At 66.3% G+C, this 20,747-nt stretch carries 17 protein-coding genes; 8 read left to right on the forward strand and 9 right to left on the reverse strand.

Features of this window, described 5'->3' with window-relative positions; genetic code table 11:
• The first annotated feature begins 126 nt into the window (after positions 1 to 126).
• Positions 127 to 489, forward strand: a complete 363-nt coding sequence (locus ASE96_RS10360) for a ClpX C4-type zinc finger protein (RefSeq protein ID WP_082492678.1) — start codon at positions 127 to 129, stop codon at positions 487 to 489.
• A 77-nt stretch (positions 490 to 566) separates the two neighbouring features.
• Here the strand turns inward: ASE96_RS10360 and ASE96_RS10365 are convergent, their stop codons facing one another.
• The 3 genes from ASE96_RS10365 to ASE96_RS10375 form a co-directional block, all read right to left on the reverse strand.
• Positions 567 to 1,067 (reverse strand): GNAT family N-acetyltransferase, encoded by a 501-nt coding sequence (locus ASE96_RS10365; RefSeq protein ID WP_056429625.1) that lies wholly within the window; start codon positions 1,065 to 1,067, stop codon positions 567 to 569.
• 190 nt (positions 1,068 to 1,257) lie between these two features.
• Positions 1,258 to 3,129 carry an alkyl/aryl-sulfatase gene (locus ASE96_RS10370; RefSeq protein ID WP_056429626.1) on the reverse strand — a complete coding sequence of 624 codons (1,872 nt, stop codon included), beginning with the start codon at positions 3,127 to 3,129 and terminating at the stop codon, positions 1,258 to 1,260.
• 244 nt (positions 3,130 to 3,373) lie between these two features.
• The gene (locus ASE96_RS10375; protein WP_056429628.1) at positions 3,374 to 4,129 is read right to left on the reverse strand and encodes a phosphotransferase; all 756 of its coding nucleotides are present in this window, start codon (positions 4,127 to 4,129) and stop codon (positions 3,374 to 3,376) included.
• Positions 4,130 to 4,281: 152 nt separating this feature from the next.
• Here ASE96_RS10375 and ASE96_RS10380 point away from each other — a divergent pair, with 152 nt between their 5' ends.
• The 3 genes from ASE96_RS10380 (at position 4,282) to ASE96_RS10390 (ending at position 6,050) form a co-directional block, all read left to right on the forward strand.
• The gene (locus ASE96_RS10380) at positions 4,282 to 4,680 is read left to right on the forward strand and encodes a hypothetical protein (protein ID WP_235500205.1); all 399 of its coding nucleotides are present in this window, start codon (positions 4,282 to 4,284) and stop codon (positions 4,678 to 4,680) included.
• 141 nt (positions 4,681 to 4,821) lie between these two features.
• Positions 4,822 to 5,478 carry a class I SAM-dependent DNA methyltransferase gene (locus ASE96_RS10385; RefSeq protein WP_056429630.1) on the forward strand — a complete coding sequence of 219 codons (657 nt, stop codon included), beginning with the start codon at positions 4,822 to 4,824 and terminating at the stop codon, positions 5,476 to 5,478.
• Positions 5,479 to 5,549: 71 nt separating this feature from the next.
• Positions 5,550 to 6,050, forward strand: a complete 501-nt coding sequence (locus ASE96_RS10390) for a hypothetical protein (RefSeq protein ID WP_056429631.1) — start codon at positions 5,550 to 5,552, stop codon at positions 6,048 to 6,050.
• Between the two features lie 11 nt (positions 6,051 to 6,061).
• Here the strand turns inward: ASE96_RS10390 and ASE96_RS10395 are convergent, their stop codons facing one another.
• Both ASE96_RS10395 and aspS read right to left on the reverse strand, forming a co-directional pair.
• Entirely contained in the window at positions 6,062 to 6,880 is an 819-nt protein-coding gene (locus ASE96_RS10395; protein ID WP_056429633.1) for a GNAT family N-acetyltransferase, read from the reverse strand.
• Between the two features lie 96 nt (positions 6,881 to 6,976).
• A complete protein-coding gene (gene aspS / locus ASE96_RS10400; RefSeq protein WP_056429635.1) occupies positions 6,977 to 8,773 on the reverse strand; it encodes an aspartate--tRNA ligase in 1,797 nt (598 codons plus the stop codon).
• 107 nt (positions 8,774 to 8,880) lie between these two features.
• On the opposite strand from aspS, the gene ASE96_RS10405 reads away from it, so the two are divergent.
• Entirely contained in the window at positions 8,881 to 10,194 is a 1,314-nt protein-coding gene (locus ASE96_RS10405; protein WP_056429637.1) for an APC family permease, read from the forward strand.
• A gap of 15 nt (positions 10,195 to 10,209) precedes the next feature.
• On the opposite strand, the gene hisS is transcribed toward ASE96_RS10405, so the two are convergent.
• The gene (gene hisS, locus ASE96_RS10410) at positions 10,210 to 11,580 is read right to left on the reverse strand and encodes a histidine--tRNA ligase (RefSeq protein ID WP_056430017.1); all 1,371 of its coding nucleotides are present in this window, start codon (positions 11,578 to 11,580) and stop codon (positions 10,210 to 10,212) included.
• Positions 11,581 to 11,837: 257 nt separating this feature from the next.
• Here hisS and ASE96_RS10415 point away from each other — a divergent pair, with 257 nt between their 5' ends.
• From ASE96_RS10415 to ASE96_RS10425, 3 genes are all read left to right on the forward strand, one after another.
• Positions 11,838 to 12,641: a peptidylprolyl isomerase gene (locus tag ASE96_RS10415; RefSeq protein WP_056429638.1), complete on the forward strand. Its 804-nt coding sequence runs from the start codon at positions 11,838 to 11,840 to the stop codon at positions 12,639 to 12,641.
• Positions 12,642 to 12,702: 61 nt separating this feature from the next.
• Positions 12,703 to 14,466, forward strand: coding sequence for a DUF349 domain-containing protein (locus ASE96_RS10420; RefSeq protein WP_056429640.1), 1,764 nt, complete (start codon positions 12,703 to 12,705; stop codon positions 14,464 to 14,466).
• 283 nt (positions 14,467 to 14,749) lie between these two features.
• Complete coding sequence (locus ASE96_RS10425) at positions 14,750 to 15,262, forward strand: hypothetical protein (RefSeq protein ID WP_235500206.1); 513 nt, start codon at positions 14,750 to 14,752, stop codon at positions 15,260 to 15,262.
• Between the two features lie 31 nt (positions 15,263 to 15,293).
• Here the strand turns inward: ASE96_RS10425 and ASE96_RS10430 are convergent, their stop codons facing one another.
• The 3 genes from ASE96_RS10430 to secD all read right to left on the reverse strand — a co-directional run bounded on the left by ASE96_RS10430 (position 15,294) and on the right by secD (position 20,648).
• Positions 15,294 to 17,687 carry a RelA/SpoT family protein gene (locus ASE96_RS10430; RefSeq protein WP_056429644.1) on the reverse strand — a complete coding sequence of 798 codons (2,394 nt, stop codon included), beginning with the start codon at positions 17,685 to 17,687 and terminating at the stop codon, positions 15,294 to 15,296.
• A gap of 171 nt (positions 17,688 to 17,858) precedes the next feature.
• Positions 17,859 to 18,881, reverse strand: coding sequence for a protein translocase subunit SecF (secF, locus tag ASE96_RS10435; RefSeq protein WP_056429646.1), 1,023 nt, complete (start codon positions 18,879 to 18,881; stop codon positions 17,859 to 17,861).
• Positions 18,882 to 20,648, reverse strand: a complete 1,767-nt coding sequence (gene secD, locus ASE96_RS10440; RefSeq protein ID WP_056429648.1) for a protein translocase subunit SecD — start codon at positions 20,646 to 20,648, stop codon at positions 18,882 to 18,884.
• Positions 20,649 to 20,747: the final 99 nt, after the last annotated feature.

The following is a 20,747-nucleotide window of genomic DNA, read 5'->3' on the forward strand; positions in this document are numbered from 1 at the left end:
TGCGGGCGGTGGCCGGCTTCCGGCGTCGATCTGGTGTTGTAAGGTCACGCCTGACAACCTGTCAGGCAAAACCTGACGCGTCAAGTAGGCTGGAGATCGTCTATGAGTCAACCGAAGGAGAGTGTCATGGGACAGGACCTGCCTTTGGCCGGGCCCCTGATGTGCAGCTTCTGCGCAGGACCGGCCAGTGCGTCACGTCGATTGGTGGCTGGTCCCGGCGTTGCCATCTGCCCGGACTGTGCCGCGGCGGCCATGGAATTGTTCAGCCGCAAGAAGGAATCAACGGTCAGGGCTCCCTGGTCAGGAATGACTGACGACGAACTGCTGGCGCACCTGCCGGAGATCGCCGCCGTCGCCTCGCAGGTCGAGGAGCGTTTGGGTGCTTGGGTCGGAACCGCGCGCGAAAGAAGGATCAGCTGGGCGCGCATCGGCGCGTCGCTGGGAATGACCAGGCAATCAGCATGGGAACGGTTTCAGCCCCCGCGCTGACAGCCGTGCCCCGATCAGTGGGGTCGCCTACACTGCAAGGCGACGCCGCGATCTGGCCGGATGCGTTCGCAGTTGACTCAGATCCCTGGCTCACCGGTTCTGATCCAGTAGCGCAGCACAGGTCCGTCCCTGGCGTCATCCTCGAGGAGGCCGCCTAGTCGTTCGATGGTCTTCGCCGAGGCAAGATTTTCTGCCTCGCAAACAACCAGCAAGCGTTCCATGCCGAGTGCCCGCGCCTCGCAGATCATGCGGCCGAGCGCCCAGGTTGCCAGTCCGCGCCGGCGGGCCGACGGCCGTATGCCGTAGCCGATGTGTCCGGCCCACGGCACAACATCGTTTCCCTCGTGACGCAGCGCAATCCCGCCGAGCACTTGGTCGCGCTCAATGATCCAGCGGTACATACAGCGTTCCGACTCCCCAACCAGCCGCTCCAGCCAGGCTGCGAACCCGGCTGGCGAATCGACGTCGTCGGTGGTCAACAGCCCGAACCCATCCTCGTGGACGCCGGCACCCCACTCGGCACGCGCCTCAAGCCAGGCAGCCTGCAGCCGACTGGCAGGTTCAATCAGCTTGGGCATGCCGCAACTGTAGCTCCAGCATCCGGGTACTTTCCAACGATGGCTGGCACGTCCGGGCAGTCCGATGGACACTGGACGACGCGGCACGGGCTCTGGGACGGCGGCCGCCGAGGTGAGAGGAACGGGACTTTCTCAGCCGCACTTGACCAGATCGAGAACTTCGTGCGTGGCATTCCCGGGAACAGGCGAGCTACGGAGTCACTATGTTGAACGACGGATCGCCCTTATCAAGGACGCCGAGCAGGTTTTGGAGGACGGTGGCGTCACCGTCGATATCTATGCCGGCAGAGTCCATGTCCCCGCTGAGGAGCGCGAGCATCCGGCTTTTGGTGAGGGAAAGCTTCACCGAGGCCGTCGCATCGGCGGGCCGTGGGGTGCTCATGAGCACGCCGTTGCGCAGGATCACCCGATAGTTCGCATTGAGATCTGTAAACGTCACGTTGAGTGTCAGGTCGAGATCCCATGCCTTGGGTCCGTTGACCGAGATGGCAAGTGAGTCGAAGATCTGTTCGGCAGTGAGCTGGGCGAGAATCGCTGGCGCTGCCGTCACGGCCGGGGTGCCAAAGTTGCCTCCGCGGAGTTCGGTGGCGCCCGAAAGGAAGAAGTTCCGCCAGGTCCCGTTCTCGCTGCCATACCCGAGCTGTTCCAAGGTGTCGGCATAGAGGGCGCGGGCTGCAATGTGGTCCGGGTCGGCGAAGACGGCGTGGTCCAGCAGGGTCGCCGCCCAACGGAAGTCTCCCGACTCGAAGGCTGTTTGGGCGAGTTTGACAACTTGATCGAGCCCGCCCATCGCCTCGACGTACCGGATCGCGAGTTCGGTGGGGGGATGCGGCCAGAGTCGCCCGGGGCTGGCATCAAACCATCCCATATACCGCTGGTAGATGGCCTTGACGTTGTGGCTGACGGAGCCGTAGTAGCCACGGGTGCTCCAGGCACGTTCCAGTGCCGGCGGCAGTTCGATGATCTCGGCGATCTCCGATCCTGTGTACCCCTGGTTGATGTACCGCAGGGTCTGATCATGCAAGTAGGCGTATAGGTCACGTTGTGTGGCCAGATAGTCCGCGATGCGATCGGATCCCCAGGTGGGCCAATGGTGGGACGCGAAGGCGACGTCAGTCCGAGCACCGAAGGTTTCGATGGCCTCGGTCAAGTAGGTTGCCCAGACGTGGGGGTCGCGGACGAGTGCCCCGCGCAGGGTCAGCAGGTTGTGCAGGGTGTGGGTCGCGTTTTCGGCCATACACAGTGCCCGGTACCGGGGGAAGTAGAAGTGCATTTCCGCCGGCGCCTCTGTCCCCGGCGCCATCTGGAACTCGATCTCGACGCCGTCGACAGTGTGCGTCTGGCCAGTCTCACTGATGTCGAGGGTCGGTACTATGAGTCCGACTTCTCCAGTCGACGTCGTCTGGCCGAGACCTGCGCCAACCTGACCAAGAGGCCCGCGATCCAGGGCAGCGCCGTACATGTAGCCTGCCCGCCGGGCCATGGCGGTCCCGGCGTAGACGTTTTCGGACACCGCGTGTTCGACGAAACCAACGGGTGCGATCACTTCAATGTGACCGGCGTTCACCGCCTCCTGCGACGCGACGCCGAAAACACCGCCGAAATGGTCTACGTGGCTGTGCGTATAGATGACGGCGATAACCTGCCTGTCGCCCCGATGCGTGCGGTAGAGGGCGAGTGCCGCGGCCGCCGTCTCCGTCGAGATCAGCGGGTCGATCACGATCACTCCCGTGTCGCCCTCGACGAACGTGACGTTGGAAAGATCCAGGCCGCGCACTTGGTAAACGCCCTCAACCACCTCATACAAACCCTGTTTGGCGACCAGCGTGGATTGGCGCCAGAGGCTGGGGTTGACCGACGGCGGGGCCTCTCCTGAGAGGAATGCGTAGCTGTCGCTGTCCCAGACAGCCCGGCCGTCCGATGCACCCACCACGCCAGGGTCCAGAGCTGCGATGAACCCCCGGTCTGCATCGACAAAGTCGGCACGGTCGCTGAACGGGAGCGCCTCCGACAGTTTTCGATGGGCTGCACGGATCGCCTCAGAGGCTGGCTTGGATTCCACTGGTTGTCCATCCCTTCGGGCGGGAACACTCGGTGCGTATCACTATGCACGACCCGGTGAACCCTGACAACGCCCCCTATGGGAACCCGTCGCGGGTCTCCCCTGTAGTGGGTATTGCACGCCTGAGAGCCCAGCGGCAGGAACTCGTCAACAATTGGGATAACTCCGACATTGCCGATTGGCCTGCACGCGCTGGTGCCGGCACCGCTGCACACGGTGACGATCAGAAAGGTCTTCGCTGTCTTCAAGCTTGAGCGATTGCTTGTTCCCATGCCGCCTTGTTTTGAGCCACGTAGTTGGCAGCGGCGCGCCAATGCTCACCATGCCCGTTCGCAAACATATCTGCCCAGGGTTGGAACCCACTCTCACGTGAGGAACGTAGCATTTCGAACATCGCCGCAGCCCGTTTCGCCATTGCGGCCGGCAGCGCCTCGCGCAACGCCAGGTCGGCGCCGTAGCCGTCGACCAGAGCGCGCAACCTCGTAGCAGCTGATTTCACTGCCTGCCCTTCGAAGAGCATGCCGAATGACTGCGCGGCGTATGCCAGATCCCACAACCGGGTGCTGGGCCCGGCACCATCCCAATCAATGAACACCCATCGGTCTCCCACGATGAGGTTCCACGGAGCGAGGTCGTTATGGCACATCAGATTCGGATTCGCTGCGGGCAGCAGCATCCCCCTGGTGCCTGGCTTCGGGACCACGAATTTTTCGCTCGCATCGTGGATTTGCCGAATCATTCGACCAACCCGCAGCAAATCCTCCCGAGCGAGGGGCAACTGATCCAGCGCGAGAATGCCTTCGACGTACTCGACCACATGTCTACCGTCTTCGTCACGGCCCAGAGGCTGAGGAACGTCCACCCCTGACGATCGGAGCGCACCAAGATACTCCTGGACGGCGGACGAGTTCTCCAGCCAAGGTTTTCGGACGGTGTGACCAACGCGCACAACACTTTCGGAAGCATTTCCACCCGTCAGTTGCTCCTCTTCCTCGACCATCCCAGCAGGCTACCGGGAGCCAGCCCAACGACCAATGGCCCACGGAGCCGAACAGGTCCAGCCGGAAGTAGCCGGGACCTGCGCGAGCCACGCTCGTCGACTTTCGACACGCCAACCGGACCGTCTTCGGAGGACCATGGAATGCTACGGGTGTGGAAGCCAAGAAACTGTCGAAGTACGTCCGCTACCAGGCAACATGTCCAAACCTCCGAGGCACTTATCCAGGCATTTTCGCTCTCGCAAACGGTCTTGCCCAAAGTGGCGAACTCAGCGCAGTCGACTGGGGTCAATGGCGCCGCGCAAACGACCGGGCCGATGCCGCGTATCCGGACCCTGCAGCCGTGGATGCGTCCGTCTATGATCGCAAGATCAACCCAACAGCCCAGTCCTGGTTCAAAAGCACAGCGCAGCATCTCCTCGCTGATCTGAACTTTTACGAGGACCTCCTGAGGCGGCACCACGTCGAGTACCAGGTGCTGCACTCGGACGATCCAGGAACCGTCCTCTACGAAGACGAAGTCCAGATCCTTGTCAGGCCTCGACTGTTGTAGCGAATCGTCCAGGGTTCCCGCCCGCATCACCCACAGCTCTGATTCGTGACCGCTGACTCAGGAGCGGACGAGACAATGCCCACCGGGCGAAACGCCTCCGACACGGCTGCGCAGTCAGAACACCCCCGGTAGCCTGTCCAGATGAGCGCTGATGATCGCCTTGCCACCGTCCGGTCAACGTACGATTTGGTGGCAGAAAGCTACGCAAGCGTGCTGCCCGACGCCAGTTTCGAAGCGCCGGTGGACCGCGGCATGATCCAAGCGTTCGTGGCCCACGTCACCGAGGGGAACGCCCGTTCAGTAGTCGATGCCGGCTGCGGGTCGGGCCGTATGACCCGGCTGCTGTCGTCCCTGGGAGTGGACGTGTCAGGCATCGATGTGTCCGGCGGCATCATCGACGTGGCCCGGCGGTCCAATCCAGGGCTCAGCTTTGAGGTCGGCGAACTGGCGGACCTCCCTTTCGCGGATATGCAGCTGGGCGGACTCTTCGCCTGGTACTCGATCATCCATTCACCGCCCAAGGATCTCCCCCGGATATTTGCCGAGTTCTTCCGCGTTCTGGCACCCGGGGGCCATGCAATCCTCAGTTTTCAGGTCGGCGAGGGCCACCGGCATCTCTCACGCGCCTACGGGCACGACGTGTCGATGGACGCCCAACTCTTCACACCGGAGATCATCACGGAACATCTGGCCGCCGCCGGCTTCAACGTGGTCGCCCAGATGACCCGCCCGGCACGGACGCACGAAACTACGCCGCAGGCAGTTCTTCTCGCCCACCGTCCAGGCATAGGGGCATAAGCCAGTCCCGGCGGCCCCCTGCCAGCCGGCAACGGCGGACACCCGCAGCGACTGGCCGATATCGTGGTTCCATGAGGCAGACCGCGGGACAGAAGCTCGGATCGTTGCTGCTTCCGCTGTATCTGCTGGCGGTCCTTGCCGGCATAGCGGCCGGCGCGGGTGCGGGCGCTGTCCTAATTGCGGTTTCGGCGATCCAGCGGGCCATCCAGCCCGAGCTCGCCGCGGGCTGGGGACCAGGCGGAATCGGGATCATGCCGGTCCTGATCGGCCTGCCGGTCGGAGCCGGGATGGCATTGGCCCCGGCCACCGGTGCCGTTGTGGGCTTGTTCGTGCAGGCGTGGAATACGCCGTTTCCGTCCCTCAAGAGCCAGGCACGGGCTGCCGCCTGGGGTGCTGGATCGGCCTCCGCCCTGCTCGCCGGTGCCATGCTCTTCCTGACCGGCGCGGACCCGGTGGCGACCCTCGCGGCCGGTGCAGCCTATGCGTTTGTCTCATTCCTGCTGGCGTCCGCCATTACCTACCGGCTCCTGCGGTACAAGGAAGCCCGGGAGTCAGCCGCGCAAGGAGACTGAAGGCTCCGGCGTCAACAGCCGGTCAGGTGCCGCTTCGGCCGCTCCTGCCGGTACAGGTACCGGCCAACGGTGTGGAACCCGGCGCGGGTGTACAGTTCCCGGGCTCCGGAATTGGAGGCCATGACCAGCAGCCAGTAGCTGCCAACGCCCTTGGCATCCCCCTCATGCAGCAGCGCCTGCAGGATCCGGGAGGCAAAGCCGCGGCGCCGGGCGTCCGGGCGTGTCGCCATGCAGTACAGCCCGCCGGACAACCCGCCCGCCCCCACTCCCCCGCCCGTGCCGCAGGCAACGCCCGGCGGCACGGCAAGGCGTCCGACGGCGGCCGGCCGGCCGTCCTCGTCGCGCACGAGGGCGTACAGGGCGGGGCAGCGTTCCAGGATCCCGCGGGCGACGGCAAGTGCGGTATCGTCGCCCCGGCCGTCCACGCTCCACCACAGCCGCAGCCACTCTTCGGAGGGGTCGGCCGAAATCTCGACGTCGGAGTCAGCCGCCGGCGCATCCGTGCCGCCGTCGAGGGCCAGCACCAGGGTTTCGGACTGCCGCGTGAAGCCTTCCGCGTCCAGTACGGCGTTGAGCGCCGCGTGGCGGGGGTCCTCGAACACCTGGAAGATCAACGGCAGCCGGCGGTTCCGGTACCAGAGGCGTGCCTCCCGGAGCCGGGCGAGAAGCCCGTGGGGATCGAGGCCAGGCTCACGCGGCCACACGGAGTTGGCCCGCTGGGTCACCCCTGAGGCGGCGCGGAGCACCCAACCGCCGGACTCTTCCGCCTCGGCTGCGGGCCACGCGGCATCCATCAGCGCTTCAAGCCCGGTGATCGGTTCCGGTTCCATAAGCCCCCCTCGCTCCCGTGCTTCCGGGACAGCAATTGCTCCGACAGCAAAGGCTCCCCGGTGTCCCGGAGAGCCTCTGCTAATCAACACGTCAGGTTACTTGGCGTCGTCAGCCTTCGGCGGCGCGGCCTTCTTGGCCTCGGGCTTGAAATCAACCCCGGCTTCCTTGCGCTGTTGCGCCGTGATCGGCGCGGGCGCCTGGGTCAGCGGGTCGAATCCGCCGCCGGACTTGGGGAACGCGATGACGTCGCGGATGGACTCGACGCCGGCCAGCAGCGCCACGACACGGTCCCAGCCGAAGGCGATGCCGCCGTGCGGAGGGGCGCCGAACTTGAAGCCCTCCAGCAGGAAACCGAACTTGGTCTGGGCGTCTTCCTTGTCCAGGCCCATGAGCTCGAAGACCCGTTCCTGCACGTCGCGCTCGTGGATACGGATGGAGCCGCCGCCGATTTCGTTGCCGTTGCAGACGATGTCGTAGGCGTAGGACAGGGCCGACTCGGGGTCCTGGTCGAAGCTGTCCATGAACTCGGGCTTGGGTGAGGTGAACGCGTGGTGCACGGCGGTCCACTTGCCGGCGCCGACGGCCACGTCACCGGACGCCACCGCAGCTGCGGCGGGTTCGAACATGGGTGCGTCCACGACCCAGCAGAAGGCCCAGTCAGCGGGGTTGATCAGGCCGGTGCGGTGGCCGATCTCCACGCGGGCTGCGCCGAGGAGGGCGCGGGACGGGGTCTTCTCGCCGGCGGCGAAGAAGATGCAGTCGCCGGGCTTGGCGCCGACCGCGTCGGCGAGACCCGCGCGCTCGGTGTCGGTCAGGTTCTTGGCGACGGGACCGGCAAGTTCGCCGTCTTCCTTGTACAGGACGTACGCCAGGCCCTTGGCGCCGCGCTGCTTGGCCCATTCCTGCCAGGCGTCGAGGGCGCGGCGGGCCTGGGAGGCGCCGCCGGGCATAACAACGGCACCGACGTAGGGGGCCTTGAAGACGCCGAAGTTCGTGTCCTTGAAGAATTCGGTCAGCTCGGTGAGCTCCTGGCCGAAGCGCAGGTCCGGCTTGTCCGAGCCGTAACGGGCCATGGCGTCGTGGTACGTGATGCGCTGGATCGGCGTCGGGATTTCGACGTCGATCAGCTTCCACAGTGCCTTGACGATGTTCTCGCCGAGACGGATGATGTCGTCCTGCTCAACGAAGCTGGCTTCGATGTCGAGCTGGGTGAATTCCGGCTGGCGGTCCGCGCGGAAGTCCTCATCGCGGTAGCAGCGGGCGATCTGGTAGTACTTCTCGAAGCCGCCCACCTGCAGAAGCTGCTTGAACAGCTGCGGGGACTGCGGCAGCGCGTACCAGGAACCCGGCGCCAGGCGCGCGGGGACCACGAAGTCGCGGGCGCCTTCCGGCGTCGAACGGGTCAGCGTCGGGGTTTCGATCTCGACGTAGCCGTCCTGGTGCAACAGCTCGCGGGCCACGCGGTTGGCCTCGGAGCGCAGGCGCAGGTTGCGGGCGGGGCCGGGGCGGCGCAGGTCCAGGTAGCGGTGCTTGAGGCGGGCTTCCTCGCCGACTTCCACGTGTTCGTCGATCTGGAACGGCAGCGGTTCGGAGGTGTTGAGGATGGTGACCTTCTCGGCCATGACCTCGATCTCGCCGCTGGGCAGCGCGGGGTTCTCATTGCCTTCCGGGCGGCGGGAGACGGTGCCGACGATCTGCAGCACGTACTCGTTACGCAGGCCGTGGAAGACTTCCTCTTCACGGACGACCACCTGGGACACGCCCGACGCGTCGCGCAGGTCAACGAAGGCGACACCACCGTGGTCACGACGCCGGCCGACCCAGCCGGCGAGGGTTACGGTTTGTCCAATGTGCTCGGAGCGAAGGGATCCGAGGTCATGTGTGCGCAGCACAGCACGCCTTTCTGAAGAAGACAGAGGGAAATCAGAACTCATGTTCAATAGGATCGCTACAGGAACGATCCCGTACGAGTTTACCCGTTGGAAAGGCACCTCCCGCCATGGCAAGCCGCCGTCCTAGCCGGCCGTCCCCGGACCAACACCACCATCAGCAGTTGCAGCGCCGGCTGGGCGTCCTGGATTCGACCGCGATCGGGCTGGGCTCGATGCTGGGCGCCGGCGTCTTTGTGGTCTTCGCACCGGCTGCGGCCCTGGCCGGGCCCCTGCTGGCCGTCGCCGTGGCCGTGGCCGGCGTGATCGCGTACTGCAACGCCGTGGCCTCCGCCCAGCTGGCCGCCAAATATCCGTCCAGCGGCGGCACCTACGTCTACGGGCGGAACCGTCTGGGCGAATGGCCCGGGTTCATTGCCGGCTGGGGTTTCGTGACAGGCAAGACGGCGTCGTGCGCGGCGATGGCGCTCACGTTCGGGCACTACATTGCACCGGCCTACGCCACGCCGCTGGCGGTGGCCGCCGTTGTGGTCCTCACCGGGGTCAACCTGCTCGGCATTACCCGGACGGCGCTGCTGACCCGGATCCTGCTGGCCGCGGTACTCGCCACGATCGTGTTCGTCGCCGTGGCGTCACTGCTGGGACCGCACCCGGACGGCGCACCCGCCGCGGCGGGGGCATCAGCGGCACAGGCGGTGTCCGGCGGCGGCTGGGGCGTCCTTCCGGCGGCCGGGCTGATGTTTTTCGCCTTCGCCGGCTATGCCCGGATCGCCACCCTGGGCGAAGAGGTCAAGGACCCCACCCGCACCATCCCGCGCGCCATCCTCGCAGCGCTGGCCGGGGCCTTCGTGATCTACCTAGGGCTGGCCCTGCTGCTGCAGTGGCACCTGCCGCCGCAGCAGCTGGCCACCTCGACGGCGCCGCTGCTGGACGCGGTGGCCGTCTCGCAGCTCAGCGCCGGAGTTCCCTTTGTCCAGGCCGGGGCGGCGGCCGCGTGCCTCGGCGCGCTCCTGGCCCTCATTACGGGTGTGGGCCGGACCTCCCTTGCGATGGCGCGGGAACGTGACCTGCCGTCCCCGCTGGCCCGGGTGGGCGGCGCCCACACCGTCCCCTTCCTCGCGGAACTGGCCGTCGCCGCCGTCGTTATTCTCCTGCTGCTGAGCACGAATGTGATGACGGTCGTGGGCTTCTCCAGTTTCGGGGTACTGATTTACTACTCGGTGACGAATGCCGCCGCCTTCACGTTGACCGCGCGGCCCTGGCATGCGCCGCGCTGGCTCAATGTGCTGGGTTTCCTCGGCTGCCTGGTCCTGGCCGTGACCCTGCCGCCCGCCTCGGCCCTGGTGATGGCGGCGGTGCTGGCGGTCGGGGTGGCCGGTCGCTTCCTCGTGCTGCGGCTGCGGCTCCGGAAAGCTGCCGCTTAGCCGGCGCCGCGCCGCCTAGGCCTGGAGGACCCGGACGTGCAGGTCCTCCGCGGCCGGAGCCCAGGTGGCGGGATCGGCGTCGACCTGTTCGCCGGAGCGGATGTCCTTGACCTGGTGCTTGCCGTCGTCGTCGGTGAACCAGACAAAGGGGATGCCGCGGCGGTCCGCGAACTTGATCTGCTTGCCGAACTTCTCGGCCTTTGCCGCCACCTCGGTGGCGATCCCGCGGCTGCGCAGCGCCGCGGCGACGTCCTGCGCGGCGCCCCAGCTGTCATCGTTGGTGAGCGCGACCAGCACGACGGTGGGCACGGAGCGTGTTGCCTTGGCGAGGTCCTGGCTGAGGATTCGGGAGACCAGCCGGGTCACGCCGATGGAGAGCCCGACGCCGGGGAACTTGCGGTTGCCCTTGCTGGCGAGAGCGTCGTAGCGTCCGCCGGAGCAGATGGAGCCAAGCTGCTCGTGGCCCACCAGGACGGTTTCCACCACGGTGCCGGTGTAGTAGTCCAGGCCGCGGGCAATGCTGAGGTCCGCAACCACCTTGCCGGGCGCCCGCTGGACGGCCGCTGCGATGACCTGCTCCAGCTCGGTCAGCCCCTCCTCAAGCAGTTCGTTGCTGACTCCGAGTGCGCGGACCTGCTCCACGAACGAGGTGTCCTCGGTGCGGATCGAGGCCAGGTTGAGGGCGGACTGGGCCTGTTCATCCGTGGCGCCGAGCTCGGACTTGAGCAGTTCGGCCACCTTGGCCGGGCCGATCTTTTCAAGCTTGTCGATGCTGCGCAGCACCCCGGCGGTGTCGGTGAGGCCGATGCCGTTGTAGAAGCCCTCGGCCAGCTTCCGGTTGTTGATCCGGAGCAGGAACGCGGGGATCGGCAGGGCACTCAGGGCCTCGGCGATGACCAGCGCAATCTCGACGTCGTACCGGAACGGCAGGTCGCCGTCGCCCACAATGTCGATGTCGGCCTGGGTGAACTCGCGGGCACGGCCCTCCTGGGGGCGCTCACCGCGCCAGACTTTCTGGATCTGGTAACGGCGGAACGGGAACGCCAGGTAGCCGGCGTTCTCGACGACGTACCGGGCGAACGGCACGGTGAGGTCGAAGTGCAGGGCGAGGGCGTGCGGATCGCCCTTGGCTGTTGTCGATGCGGCGCTGCCAGTGTCCGCCGCGGCGTTGCCGTCCTCTTCCTGCAGCCGGCTGAGCCCGTACACCTCTTTGTCGATCTCGCCCTTGCGGAGCAGCTGCCCGACCGTTTCCACGGCGCGGGTCTCAATGGAGGAGAAGCCATGGAGTTCGAAGACCCGGCGCAGCGTATCCAGCACATGCAGCTCCACCAGCCGCTCCTCGGGAAGCCACTCGGGGAATCCGGACAGGGAGGCGGTGCGTGCCATGGTGGATTTTCTCCTCAGGTAAAGCCGGCCGGTGTCTTCTGCCCCGCGCTGCGGCCGAAACGGGCTGTCCGAAACGGCGATCAGATGGGCGGCAGACAGGCCGGTCATGCATAAACTGTGTGCGGCAGTCAGTTTATGCTTTCCGCGCCCGCAACTTCTAATGCGGCCGGTAAGGCCGGACTGCCGGCAGCTTTACCGCTGAACCCTCGACGGCGCCTTGGCGCCGCCGCGGTTTCAGCCCGACACCAGGAGGACTTTTGGCGGCCAGTTCACGGAGCGCCCGCGAAGCCAAGCGGCGCGTCCAGCAGATGGAGGCGAAGCGTGAGCTGCGCAAGGAACAGGACAAGCGCCGCAAGCGCGACAACGTCCTCGCCATTGGCGCGGGTACGGCCGCGGTTGTCGTGGCGCTGGTGCTGCAGCTAACGGTTTTCTCGTCCAATCCGACCGAGGATGAATATGCCGCCGCCCAGGCCGGGCTGACCACACCCTCCGCCACGCCGTCGGCTACACCCACGAGCAATGCCGAGAACATCCCGAAGCCTGAGACAGCGGCCGGCAAGACCTTCACCGGCGAGCTCAAGCTCAACAGCGGCACCCTCGGCGTCGAGCTCGACGGCACCGCGGCACCGCAGGCTGCGGCGGTCTTCAAGTCCCTCGCGGACCAGAAGTTCTATGCCGGGCTCAGCTGCCACCGACTCACCACGGGGGAGACGTTCGGCGTGCTGCAGTGCGGCTCCAAGGCCGGCGACGGCAGCAGCGACCCGAGCTTCACCTGGGGCCCGCTCGAAAACACGCCGCAGGACAACAACTACCCCGCCGGAACCATCGCCGTGGCCAGGAGCGGCGGCAACGCCTACGGCAACGGCACACAATTCTTCATCGTCTACAAGGACACCGTCATTCCGGCCGACGCCGCCGGCGGCTACACCGTGGTGGGCAAGGTGACCTCCGGCCTGGACGTGGTGACCAAGATTGCGGCCGCCGGACTAAAACCGGGTGATAACCCCGCAGACGGCGCACCGGCGGAACCAGTCACGATAGACTCGTTCTCTCTGAAGTAACCAGCCGGTGCCCTTGTGGCCACGGCCCCGGTATTTCCCTCCAAGCGAAAGACTTCTAGCGGTGACAGACAGTCAGAAATCCGACGAAACAGTGTCAGCAGCAGCTGCCAACGAGACCGAAGCTGGGGCCGAGTTCGCAGAACAGAGCACAGCACAGAGCACAGAACAGGGCTCGGCTCAGGCGACCGACACTCCCATAAGCACGGTGCCGGAATCGGTAACCGGGCCGGCCACGGAGGCCCCTGCGGCCGACGCCGAGACCACGCCCGAGGCTCCCGAGGCGACTGAGGCTCCCGCCGAGGCGACCGAGGCTCCCGCCGAGGAAGTAGCTTCCGAGGCGGACGCCGCACCGGAGGCTGCCGCCGAGGACGCTGCTCCTGCGGCTCCGGCCGCCGCTGACGCCGCCCCCGCCGAGGAAGCAACTCCCACAGCCCCCGCAAAGGACGCAGCCCCGGCGGCCCCCGCCGCATCCCGGCCCGCGCCGTCACCGGCAGCGTTCGCGGCCCGGCCGAAGGCCAAGCCCTCGCCGGCGGCCCCCGCCGCCGCACCGGCTGCGGTGTCCTCCGCGGCGTCGCTGGCCGAAGCCGCACGCTGGGGCCGCGTTGAAGGCGACGGCCACGTGTTCCTGACCGTGGACGGCGAGGAGCACCCCGTCGGGCAGTACCCGGGAGTCAGCGACGATGAAGCCCTGGGCTACTTCGCCCGGAAGTACGACGACGTCGTCGCGCAGATTGTCCTGCTGGAACAGCGTGTGAGCTCCAAGGCGCCCACCGCGGACATGCAGAAGACGGTCACCCACCTGCGCGAGCAGCTGGCGGAGCGCAACATGGTGGGCGATCTCCGCTCCGCCGAAGCACGCCTGGACACCCTCTCCCAGCAGATCACGGCGCTCGAAAAGGCCGAGAAAGCCGAACACGACGCCGTCCGGGCAGCCGAACTGGCCGCCCGCGAAGCGATCGTCTCCGAGGCTGAAGAGATCGCGGGCCACGACCCCGCCCAGATCCAGTGGAAGACCTCCAGTGCCCGGATGAACGAACTGTTCGAGAGCTGGAAGACCGCACAGAAGAGCGGCGTCCGGCTGGGCCGCAGCAACGAGGACGCCCTCTGGAAGCGCTTCCGTGCCGCCCGTACGGTCTTTGACCGGCACCGCCGCGCGTACTTCTCCCAGCTGGACAGCAACAACTCGGCAGCCAAGGCTGCCAAGGAAAAGCTGATCGCCGAGGCGGAAGCACTCTCGACGTCGACCGACTGGGGCTTTGCCGCGGGCGAATACCGCCGCCTGATGGACCAGTGGAAGGCATCACCGCGTGCCAGCCGCAAGGACGACGATGCCCTGTGGGCCCGCTTCCGCGCGGCACAGGACGTCTTCTTCACCCACCGCCAGGCCGCCAACGACGAGATCGACCAGGAATACGGCGCAAACCTGGTGGTCAAGGAGGCCCTTCTGGCAGAAGCCAACGAACTGCTTCCCATCAAGGACCTCGCGGCCGCCAAGAAGGCGCTCCAGTCCATCCGCGACCGCTGGGAAGAAGCCGGCAAGGTTCCCCGCGCCGACATGGGGCGCGTCGAAGCCGGGCTGCGGAAGGTCGAAGACGCCGTACGCCATGCCGAGGACGAGAACTGGAAGCGGTCCAACCCGGAGACGAAGGCACGCACCAACAGCGCGCTGACGCAGCTGGAATCGGCCATCGCCGGACTCCGCGATGACCTGGCCAAGGCCGAGAAGGCGGGCGACGAGCGTAAGATCAGGGCCGCCAAGGAAGCCCTCGAGGCCCGTGAGGCCTGGCTGGAACAGCTCGAGAAGTCAGCGAGCGAGCTCTCCTAGCCACCACGCACCAAGCTGCCTTTCGCAGGCCCCGCACCGGTTATCCACATGATCGGGACGGGGCCTGTTTGCTGTCTTCTGATCGGGACAGGATGGCTGGATGGTCATAGTTCACGGCCCGCCCCCGCCCGCCCCGCACGTGCCTGCTTTGCCGCATCCTGGTTCGCCGCTGCCTGGCCCGCCGCCGTCCGGTGTGCCGCTCTCAGGCCCGCGCCAGTCCGGGGCGGCCCCGGGTGAGCTGTACTCCCCCGGGATGCTGTTCACTTGGCCTGAGCTTCAGGCCATGGCGTCCGACGGTGTGCTGGTCCAGCTGTACCAGCGCGGCTACCTCCCGCCGGGCACCCGGGCCACCCCTCAGCTCCGGGCCCGCGCCGCCGCCGTCCTCATTCGTCCGGCCATCCGGCAACGGGTCGTCGCAGGAAGGATGACGGCGGCCTGGATCTTCGGCTGCGCCGCCGTACCTGACCGCCTGGCCCTGCTGGTGGACGCCAACCGGCGGATTTCCAGCCTCAGGTCCACCCGGGGCTGCACGTTCCATGAGGTGCGGCTGGGCCCGTTTGACGTCGTGAGCCTGGGCGGGCTGATGGTCTCCAGTCCGCTGCGGACCGCCGTGGACATCGCCGTGCACGTGGAGGCGAAACGGGCCGTACCCGCCCTGCGGGCGCTCCTGGGCAAGCCCGAGCTGGGCCTGCAGTTGCGGCTGCTCCGGATCGCCGTTGAGTCAACCCCCAGGATGCCGCACAAGAGAGCGGCCGTGGCGAAGCTGGACCGCCTCCAGGCAGGCACGGGCCCCTAGGCGCGGGCGGACCCGGGGGCCGAGGATGTGCTCAGCTGCGCCGTCGGTTGCCGGTAGTGCGGTACACGTCGAAGACGCCGTCGATGCGGCGGACGGCGCTGAGCACGTGACTCAAGTACTTGGGGTCGCCCATCTCGAAGGCGAACTTGGAGATCGCCACGCGGTCCGTGGACGTGTGCACGCTGGCCGCCAGGATGTTGACGTGGTTCTCGGACAGGATCCGTGTCACATCGGAGAGCAGGGATTTACGGTCGAGCGCCTCGACCTGGATTTCGACCAGGAAGACGCTCGACTGTGTGGGTGCCCACTCGACCTCGACGATCCGGTCCGGCTGCTCCAGCAGTCCGCTGACGTTCGTGCAGTCCGTCCGGTGCACGGAGACGCCGGAGCCGCGGGTGACAAACCCCAGGATCGGGTCCGGCGGCACCGGGGTGCAGCAGCGGGCGAGTTTCACCCAGACGTCATCCACGCCGCGGACCACGACGCCGGAATCGGAATACCGGGCCTTGGTGACCTGGGTCGGAATGGACACCTCGGTGAGGTCGTCCTCCGGAGTGTCATTGCCGCCGAGGCTCTCCACAAGCCGTTCCATCACGGACTGGGCGGAGGTGTGCCCGTCGCCCACGCCGGCATAGAGACCGGAAATGTCGACGTATTTGAAGTCCTCGGCGATCGCGGCGAGGGCGTCATGCGTCATCAGCCGCTGCAGCGGGAGGTTCTGCTTGCGCATGGCCTTGGTCAGCAGATCCTTGCCGCGGTCGATCGACTCTTCGCGGCGTTCCTTGCTGAACCACTGCCGGATCTTGTTGCGGGCCCGCGCGCTCTTGACGAAATGCTGCCAGTCCTGGCTGGGCCCGGCACCCTCGGCCTTGGAGGTGAAGATCTCCACCCAGTCGCCGTGGTTGAGCTCGCTGTTGAGGGGAACCAGCTTGCCGTTGACGCGGGCACCGATGGTCCGGTGGCCCACTTCAGTGTGGACCGCATAGGCGAAGTCCACGGGCGTGGACCCGGCCGGCAGAGCCATGACCTCGCCCTTGGGCGTGAAGACGAACACTTCCCGGGCGTTGATTTCAAAGCGCAGGGAGTCCAGGAACTCGCCGGGGTCGGAGGTTTCCTGTTGCCAGTCCACGAGGGAGCGGAGCCAGCCCATGTCGCCGTCGCGCGGGCTTCCCGGTCCGGCGGCCGTGCGGTTCGGCTGGTCCTTGTACTTCCAGTGCGCGGCGACGCCGTATTCGGCGCGGCGGTGCATCTCATGGGTGCGGATCTGGATCTCCACGGGCTTGCCGCCCGGGCCGATCACCGTGGTGTGCAGCGACTGGTACATATTGAACTTGGGCATCGCGATGTAGTCCTTGAACCGCCCCGGGAGGGGGTTCCAGCGCGAATGCATGGCGCCCAGGGCCGCGTAGCAGTCCCGGACGGAATCGACCAGGACCCGGACGCCCATCAGGTCGTTGATGTCGTCAAAATCTTTATCGCGGACGATCATCTTCTGGTAGATGGAATAATAGTGCTTCGGCCGGCCCGTGATGGTGGCCTTGATCTTGGCGTCCCGAAGGTCCTCGGTGATCTGGTTGCGGATCACCGCGAGGCTCTTCTCGCGCTCGGGGGTCCGGTCCCCCACCATCCGCACGATTTCCTCGTACACCTTCGGGTACAGCGCCGCGAAGGAAAGGTCTTCCAGTTCCCATTTGATCGTGTTCATGCCGAGCCGGTGCGCCAGCGGGGCGAAGATTTCCAGGGTCTCCCGGGCCTTGCGCGCCGACGACTCGGCCGAGACAAAGCGCCAGGTCCTGGCGTTGTGCAGCCGGTCGGCAAGCTTGATCATCAGGACGCGGATGTCCTTGGCCATGGCCACGACCATCTTGCGGACGGTCTCAGACTGTGCGGCCTCGCCGAAACTGACCTTGTCGAGCTTGGTGACACCGTCCACCAGCATGGCGACCTCCGGCCCGAACTCGGCCTTCAGGTCATCGAGGGTGTAGGAGGTGTCCTCGACGGTATCGTGCAGGAGCGCCGCTGCCAGGGTGGTGCCACTGAGTCCCAGTTCGGCCAGGATGGTGGCGACCGCCACCGGGTGGGTGATGTACGGATCCCCGCTCTTGCGCTTCTGGCCACGGTGGCAGCGCTCCGCCACAACGAAGGCACGCTGGATGAGGTCGAAGTCCTCTTTCGGGTTGTTGGCCCGGACCGTGCGCAGCAGCGGTTCGAGGATGGGGGAATACGCGGGGGCACCACGGCCGGTCAGTCGGGCAAGCCGTGAACGGGTGCGTTCACGCCGGCCGGGGAACGTGGCGCGTGCGCCAGAACTGTCCACGGGAACCGGCGGATCGGCGCGTCCGGGAGCCACCACACCAGTCTGCGTACCCTGGCCTGGAGCCTTATCCACCGGTGCTGATGGCACCGGCGTCGAACGTTCTTCCAATGGAGCACCTCTCCGAACCCGTTAATTCTTCCAGTGTATTCCCGCAGCAGGATACTTCGATAACCGGCGGCGGTACGGCGACGGGCCGGAGAGCGTCATCAAGACGTTCTCCGGCCCGTTCAAACAGCCGGCTAGGACTCCGGCGGCCGCCGGTCCGGCGGAACCCTGAAGCTAGGCCGTGGCCGGCTCCGCCGGGGAGTCGGTCTTGGCCGCGGCCTGGGCACGGCGCTGGTGCACGCGTTCGGCCTGCTTGACCAGTTCCGGTTCGCCCTGGCGCAGCCAGGCGTAAAGCGGAGCAGCGATGAAGATCGTTGCCGCCGTGCCGATCAGGATGCCGACGAACAACGCCAGCGATAGGTCACGCAGCGTTCCCGCTCCCAGCAGGCCGGCACCGATGAACAGAATGGCACCGACCGGGAGGATGGCGACCATCATGGTGTTGATGGACCGGACCAGGGTCTGGTTGACAGCCAGGTTGACTTCCTCACCGAAGGTCCTGCGCGTGGAGGCCTGCAGGTCCGCTGTGTTCTCTCGGATTTTGTCGAAAACCACCACGGTGTCATACAGCGAGTAGCTCAACACGGTCAGGAAACCGATGATCGCCGACGGCGTGACTTCAAAATCGCTGAGGGCGTAGACACCGGCGGTGATGAACATCGTCACCAGCATGCCGACGATGGCCGAGAGCGACATCTTCCAGGTCCGGAAGTACAGGGCCATCATCACGGCGGCGAGTCCGACGAAGATCGCCAGGCCCAGGAGGGCCTGCTTCGTGACGTCGGCACCCCAGGTGGGGCCGATGAAGGTGGACGTCACCTCGTTGTCCGTCACGCCGTAGGCCTTGGTGAGGCCCTCCTTGATCTGGAGCGTCTCGTCTTCGGTGAGCTTGTCCGTCTGGATCCGCATCGTGTTGCCGGCGACGTTGGCCACCCGCGGCACGCTGCCGGCGACAACGTCCTCGACGGCCTTCTCACCGAGCGCGGCGTCCGTGGACTTCACGTTGGAGACGGTGAATTCCGAACCGCCACGGAATTCGATGCCAAGGTTGAAGCCGCCCTTGGCGACCGGCAGCAGGATCGAGAGCGCAACCAGGACGGCCGCGATCAGGAACCAGATTTTCTTGGAGCCGACGAAGTCGTACGAGCGCTTGCCCGTGTAGAGCTCGTTGCCGAAATTGGCGAAGCTGGTGGCCATTTAGTTGCCCTCCTTGGACGCGCTCTTGGAGGAACCGGCAAGTTGTTCCTGCCGTTCCGCGAGCCGCCGTTCTGCAATGGTCATCCGGCGTTCGGCCTCAGCCGTGGCGCCGGTGTTCTTGGCGCGGAGCGCGGCCACCTGGGCCGGCTTGTCCGCAGGAGTGCGGAACCGGCCCGCGCCCCGGTACAGGGGGACGGCGCCGAGACTCTTCGGGTCCAGCCCGGAGAGCCGGTGGCCTTCACCGAAGAACTTGGTGCGGGCCAGCAGCTGCAGGGTCGGATGCGTGAACATGAAGACCACAAGCAGGTCGGCGAGGGCTGTCAGGCCGAGGGTGAACGCGAAGCCGCGGACGTTGCCCACCGCCACGAAGTACAGCACGACGGCGGCCAGCAGGTTGACCGCCTTGGAGGCGAGGACCGTGCGCTTTGCGCGCTTCCAGCCGTTCTCGACTGCCGAGACAAGGCCGCGGCCTTCACGGAGCTCATCGCGGATACGTTCGAAGTAGACGATGAACGAGTCCGCGGTCTGGCCGATGGCCACGATGATGCCCGCGACGCCGGCGAGGGAGAGCCGGTAGTTCTCGGTCCAGCCCAGGATGTCGATGGCCAGGAACGTCAGCGCACCGGCCACGACGAGGGAAGCGACGGTGACCAGGCCAAGTGCCCGGTACTGGAACAGGGAGTACACCACCACCAGCAGCAGGCCGATCAGGCCGGCGAGCAGGCCCATGCGGAGCTGCTCGCCACCGAGGGTGGCGGAAATCTGCTGTTCGCTCTGGATCTCGAAGCTGATCGGCAGGGCACCGAAGCGGAGCTGGTCGGACAGGGCCTTCGCCGACTGCTCCGTGAATCCGCCGGTAATCTGCGGCCGGCCATCGGTAATGACAGCCTGGGACCTCGGGGCCGAAATGACCTGGTCGTCGAGGACAATGGCGAACTGCGATTTCGGATCCGAACCGGTTTCGCCCCCGGCCTCGACATAGAACTTGTTCAGCCGCTCGGTGACGGTCTTGAACTTGGTGGTGCCTTCGTCGTCGAACTGGATGTCGACGGCCCACTCATTGGTGACGGCCCCCTGGGCGCCGCGCTGCAGCTGGAAAGAGGAGGTCTTGATGTTCGAGCCCTTGACCTCCACCGGGCCGAGGATGTACTTGATCGCCGGCCGGCCCTCTGAAGCAGGCTCGCAGGTCACCAGCGGCTTCGCCGGGTCGGAGCGTTCCTGCTTATCCTGGGACGGATTATCACAGTCGAGCGTCTCGAACTTCTTGTAGACCTCCGGGGTGATCCAGTTGACGTCGCTGCCGTTGGTGGGCTCGGCGGTGGGCTTGGGGAGCTGGTCTGCGGGGGTCAGGGACTCCTTCGGGACCGCTGCGCCCGGACCGGCCTGCAGCACAGGCCGGAAGTTCATGTCCGCGGACGCCTGGATCAGCGCGCGGGTTTCCTTGGACGGGGTGCCAGGCAGGCTGACCACGACGTTGCGTCCGGACTGCGTGCTGATCTCAGCTTCCGCGACGCCGGAGCCGTCCACGCGCTGGCGGATGATCGCCACGGCCTGGTTGAGCTGTTCTTCGTTGATGTCCGAACCGCCCTCAACCTTGGGCGCCAGGATCATCTGGGTGCCGCCTTCAAGGTCCAGGGCAAGCTTGGGAGCCCAGCTCGCCTGGCCGGCCATCGTGCCGCCTGCCAGGACAGCGGTCATGACGGCGAGGATAACGCCGAGCCAGACCAGCACCCTGAGGGCTGAGTTTTTGGGGCCAGTTCGTGCCATTGTCGATCTTTCTATTATTTACGGAGGAACCGCCGGTGGGGCCCAGAGAGGGGCCGCTCCGGCGGTTGCCCGCAACCATTACTTCGCGGGATAGCTCAA

This window comes from Arthrobacter sp. Leaf69 (genome assembly GCF_001422645.1).
Taxonomy (GTDB): Bacteria; Actinomycetota; Actinomycetes; order Actinomycetales; family Micrococcaceae; genus Arthrobacter.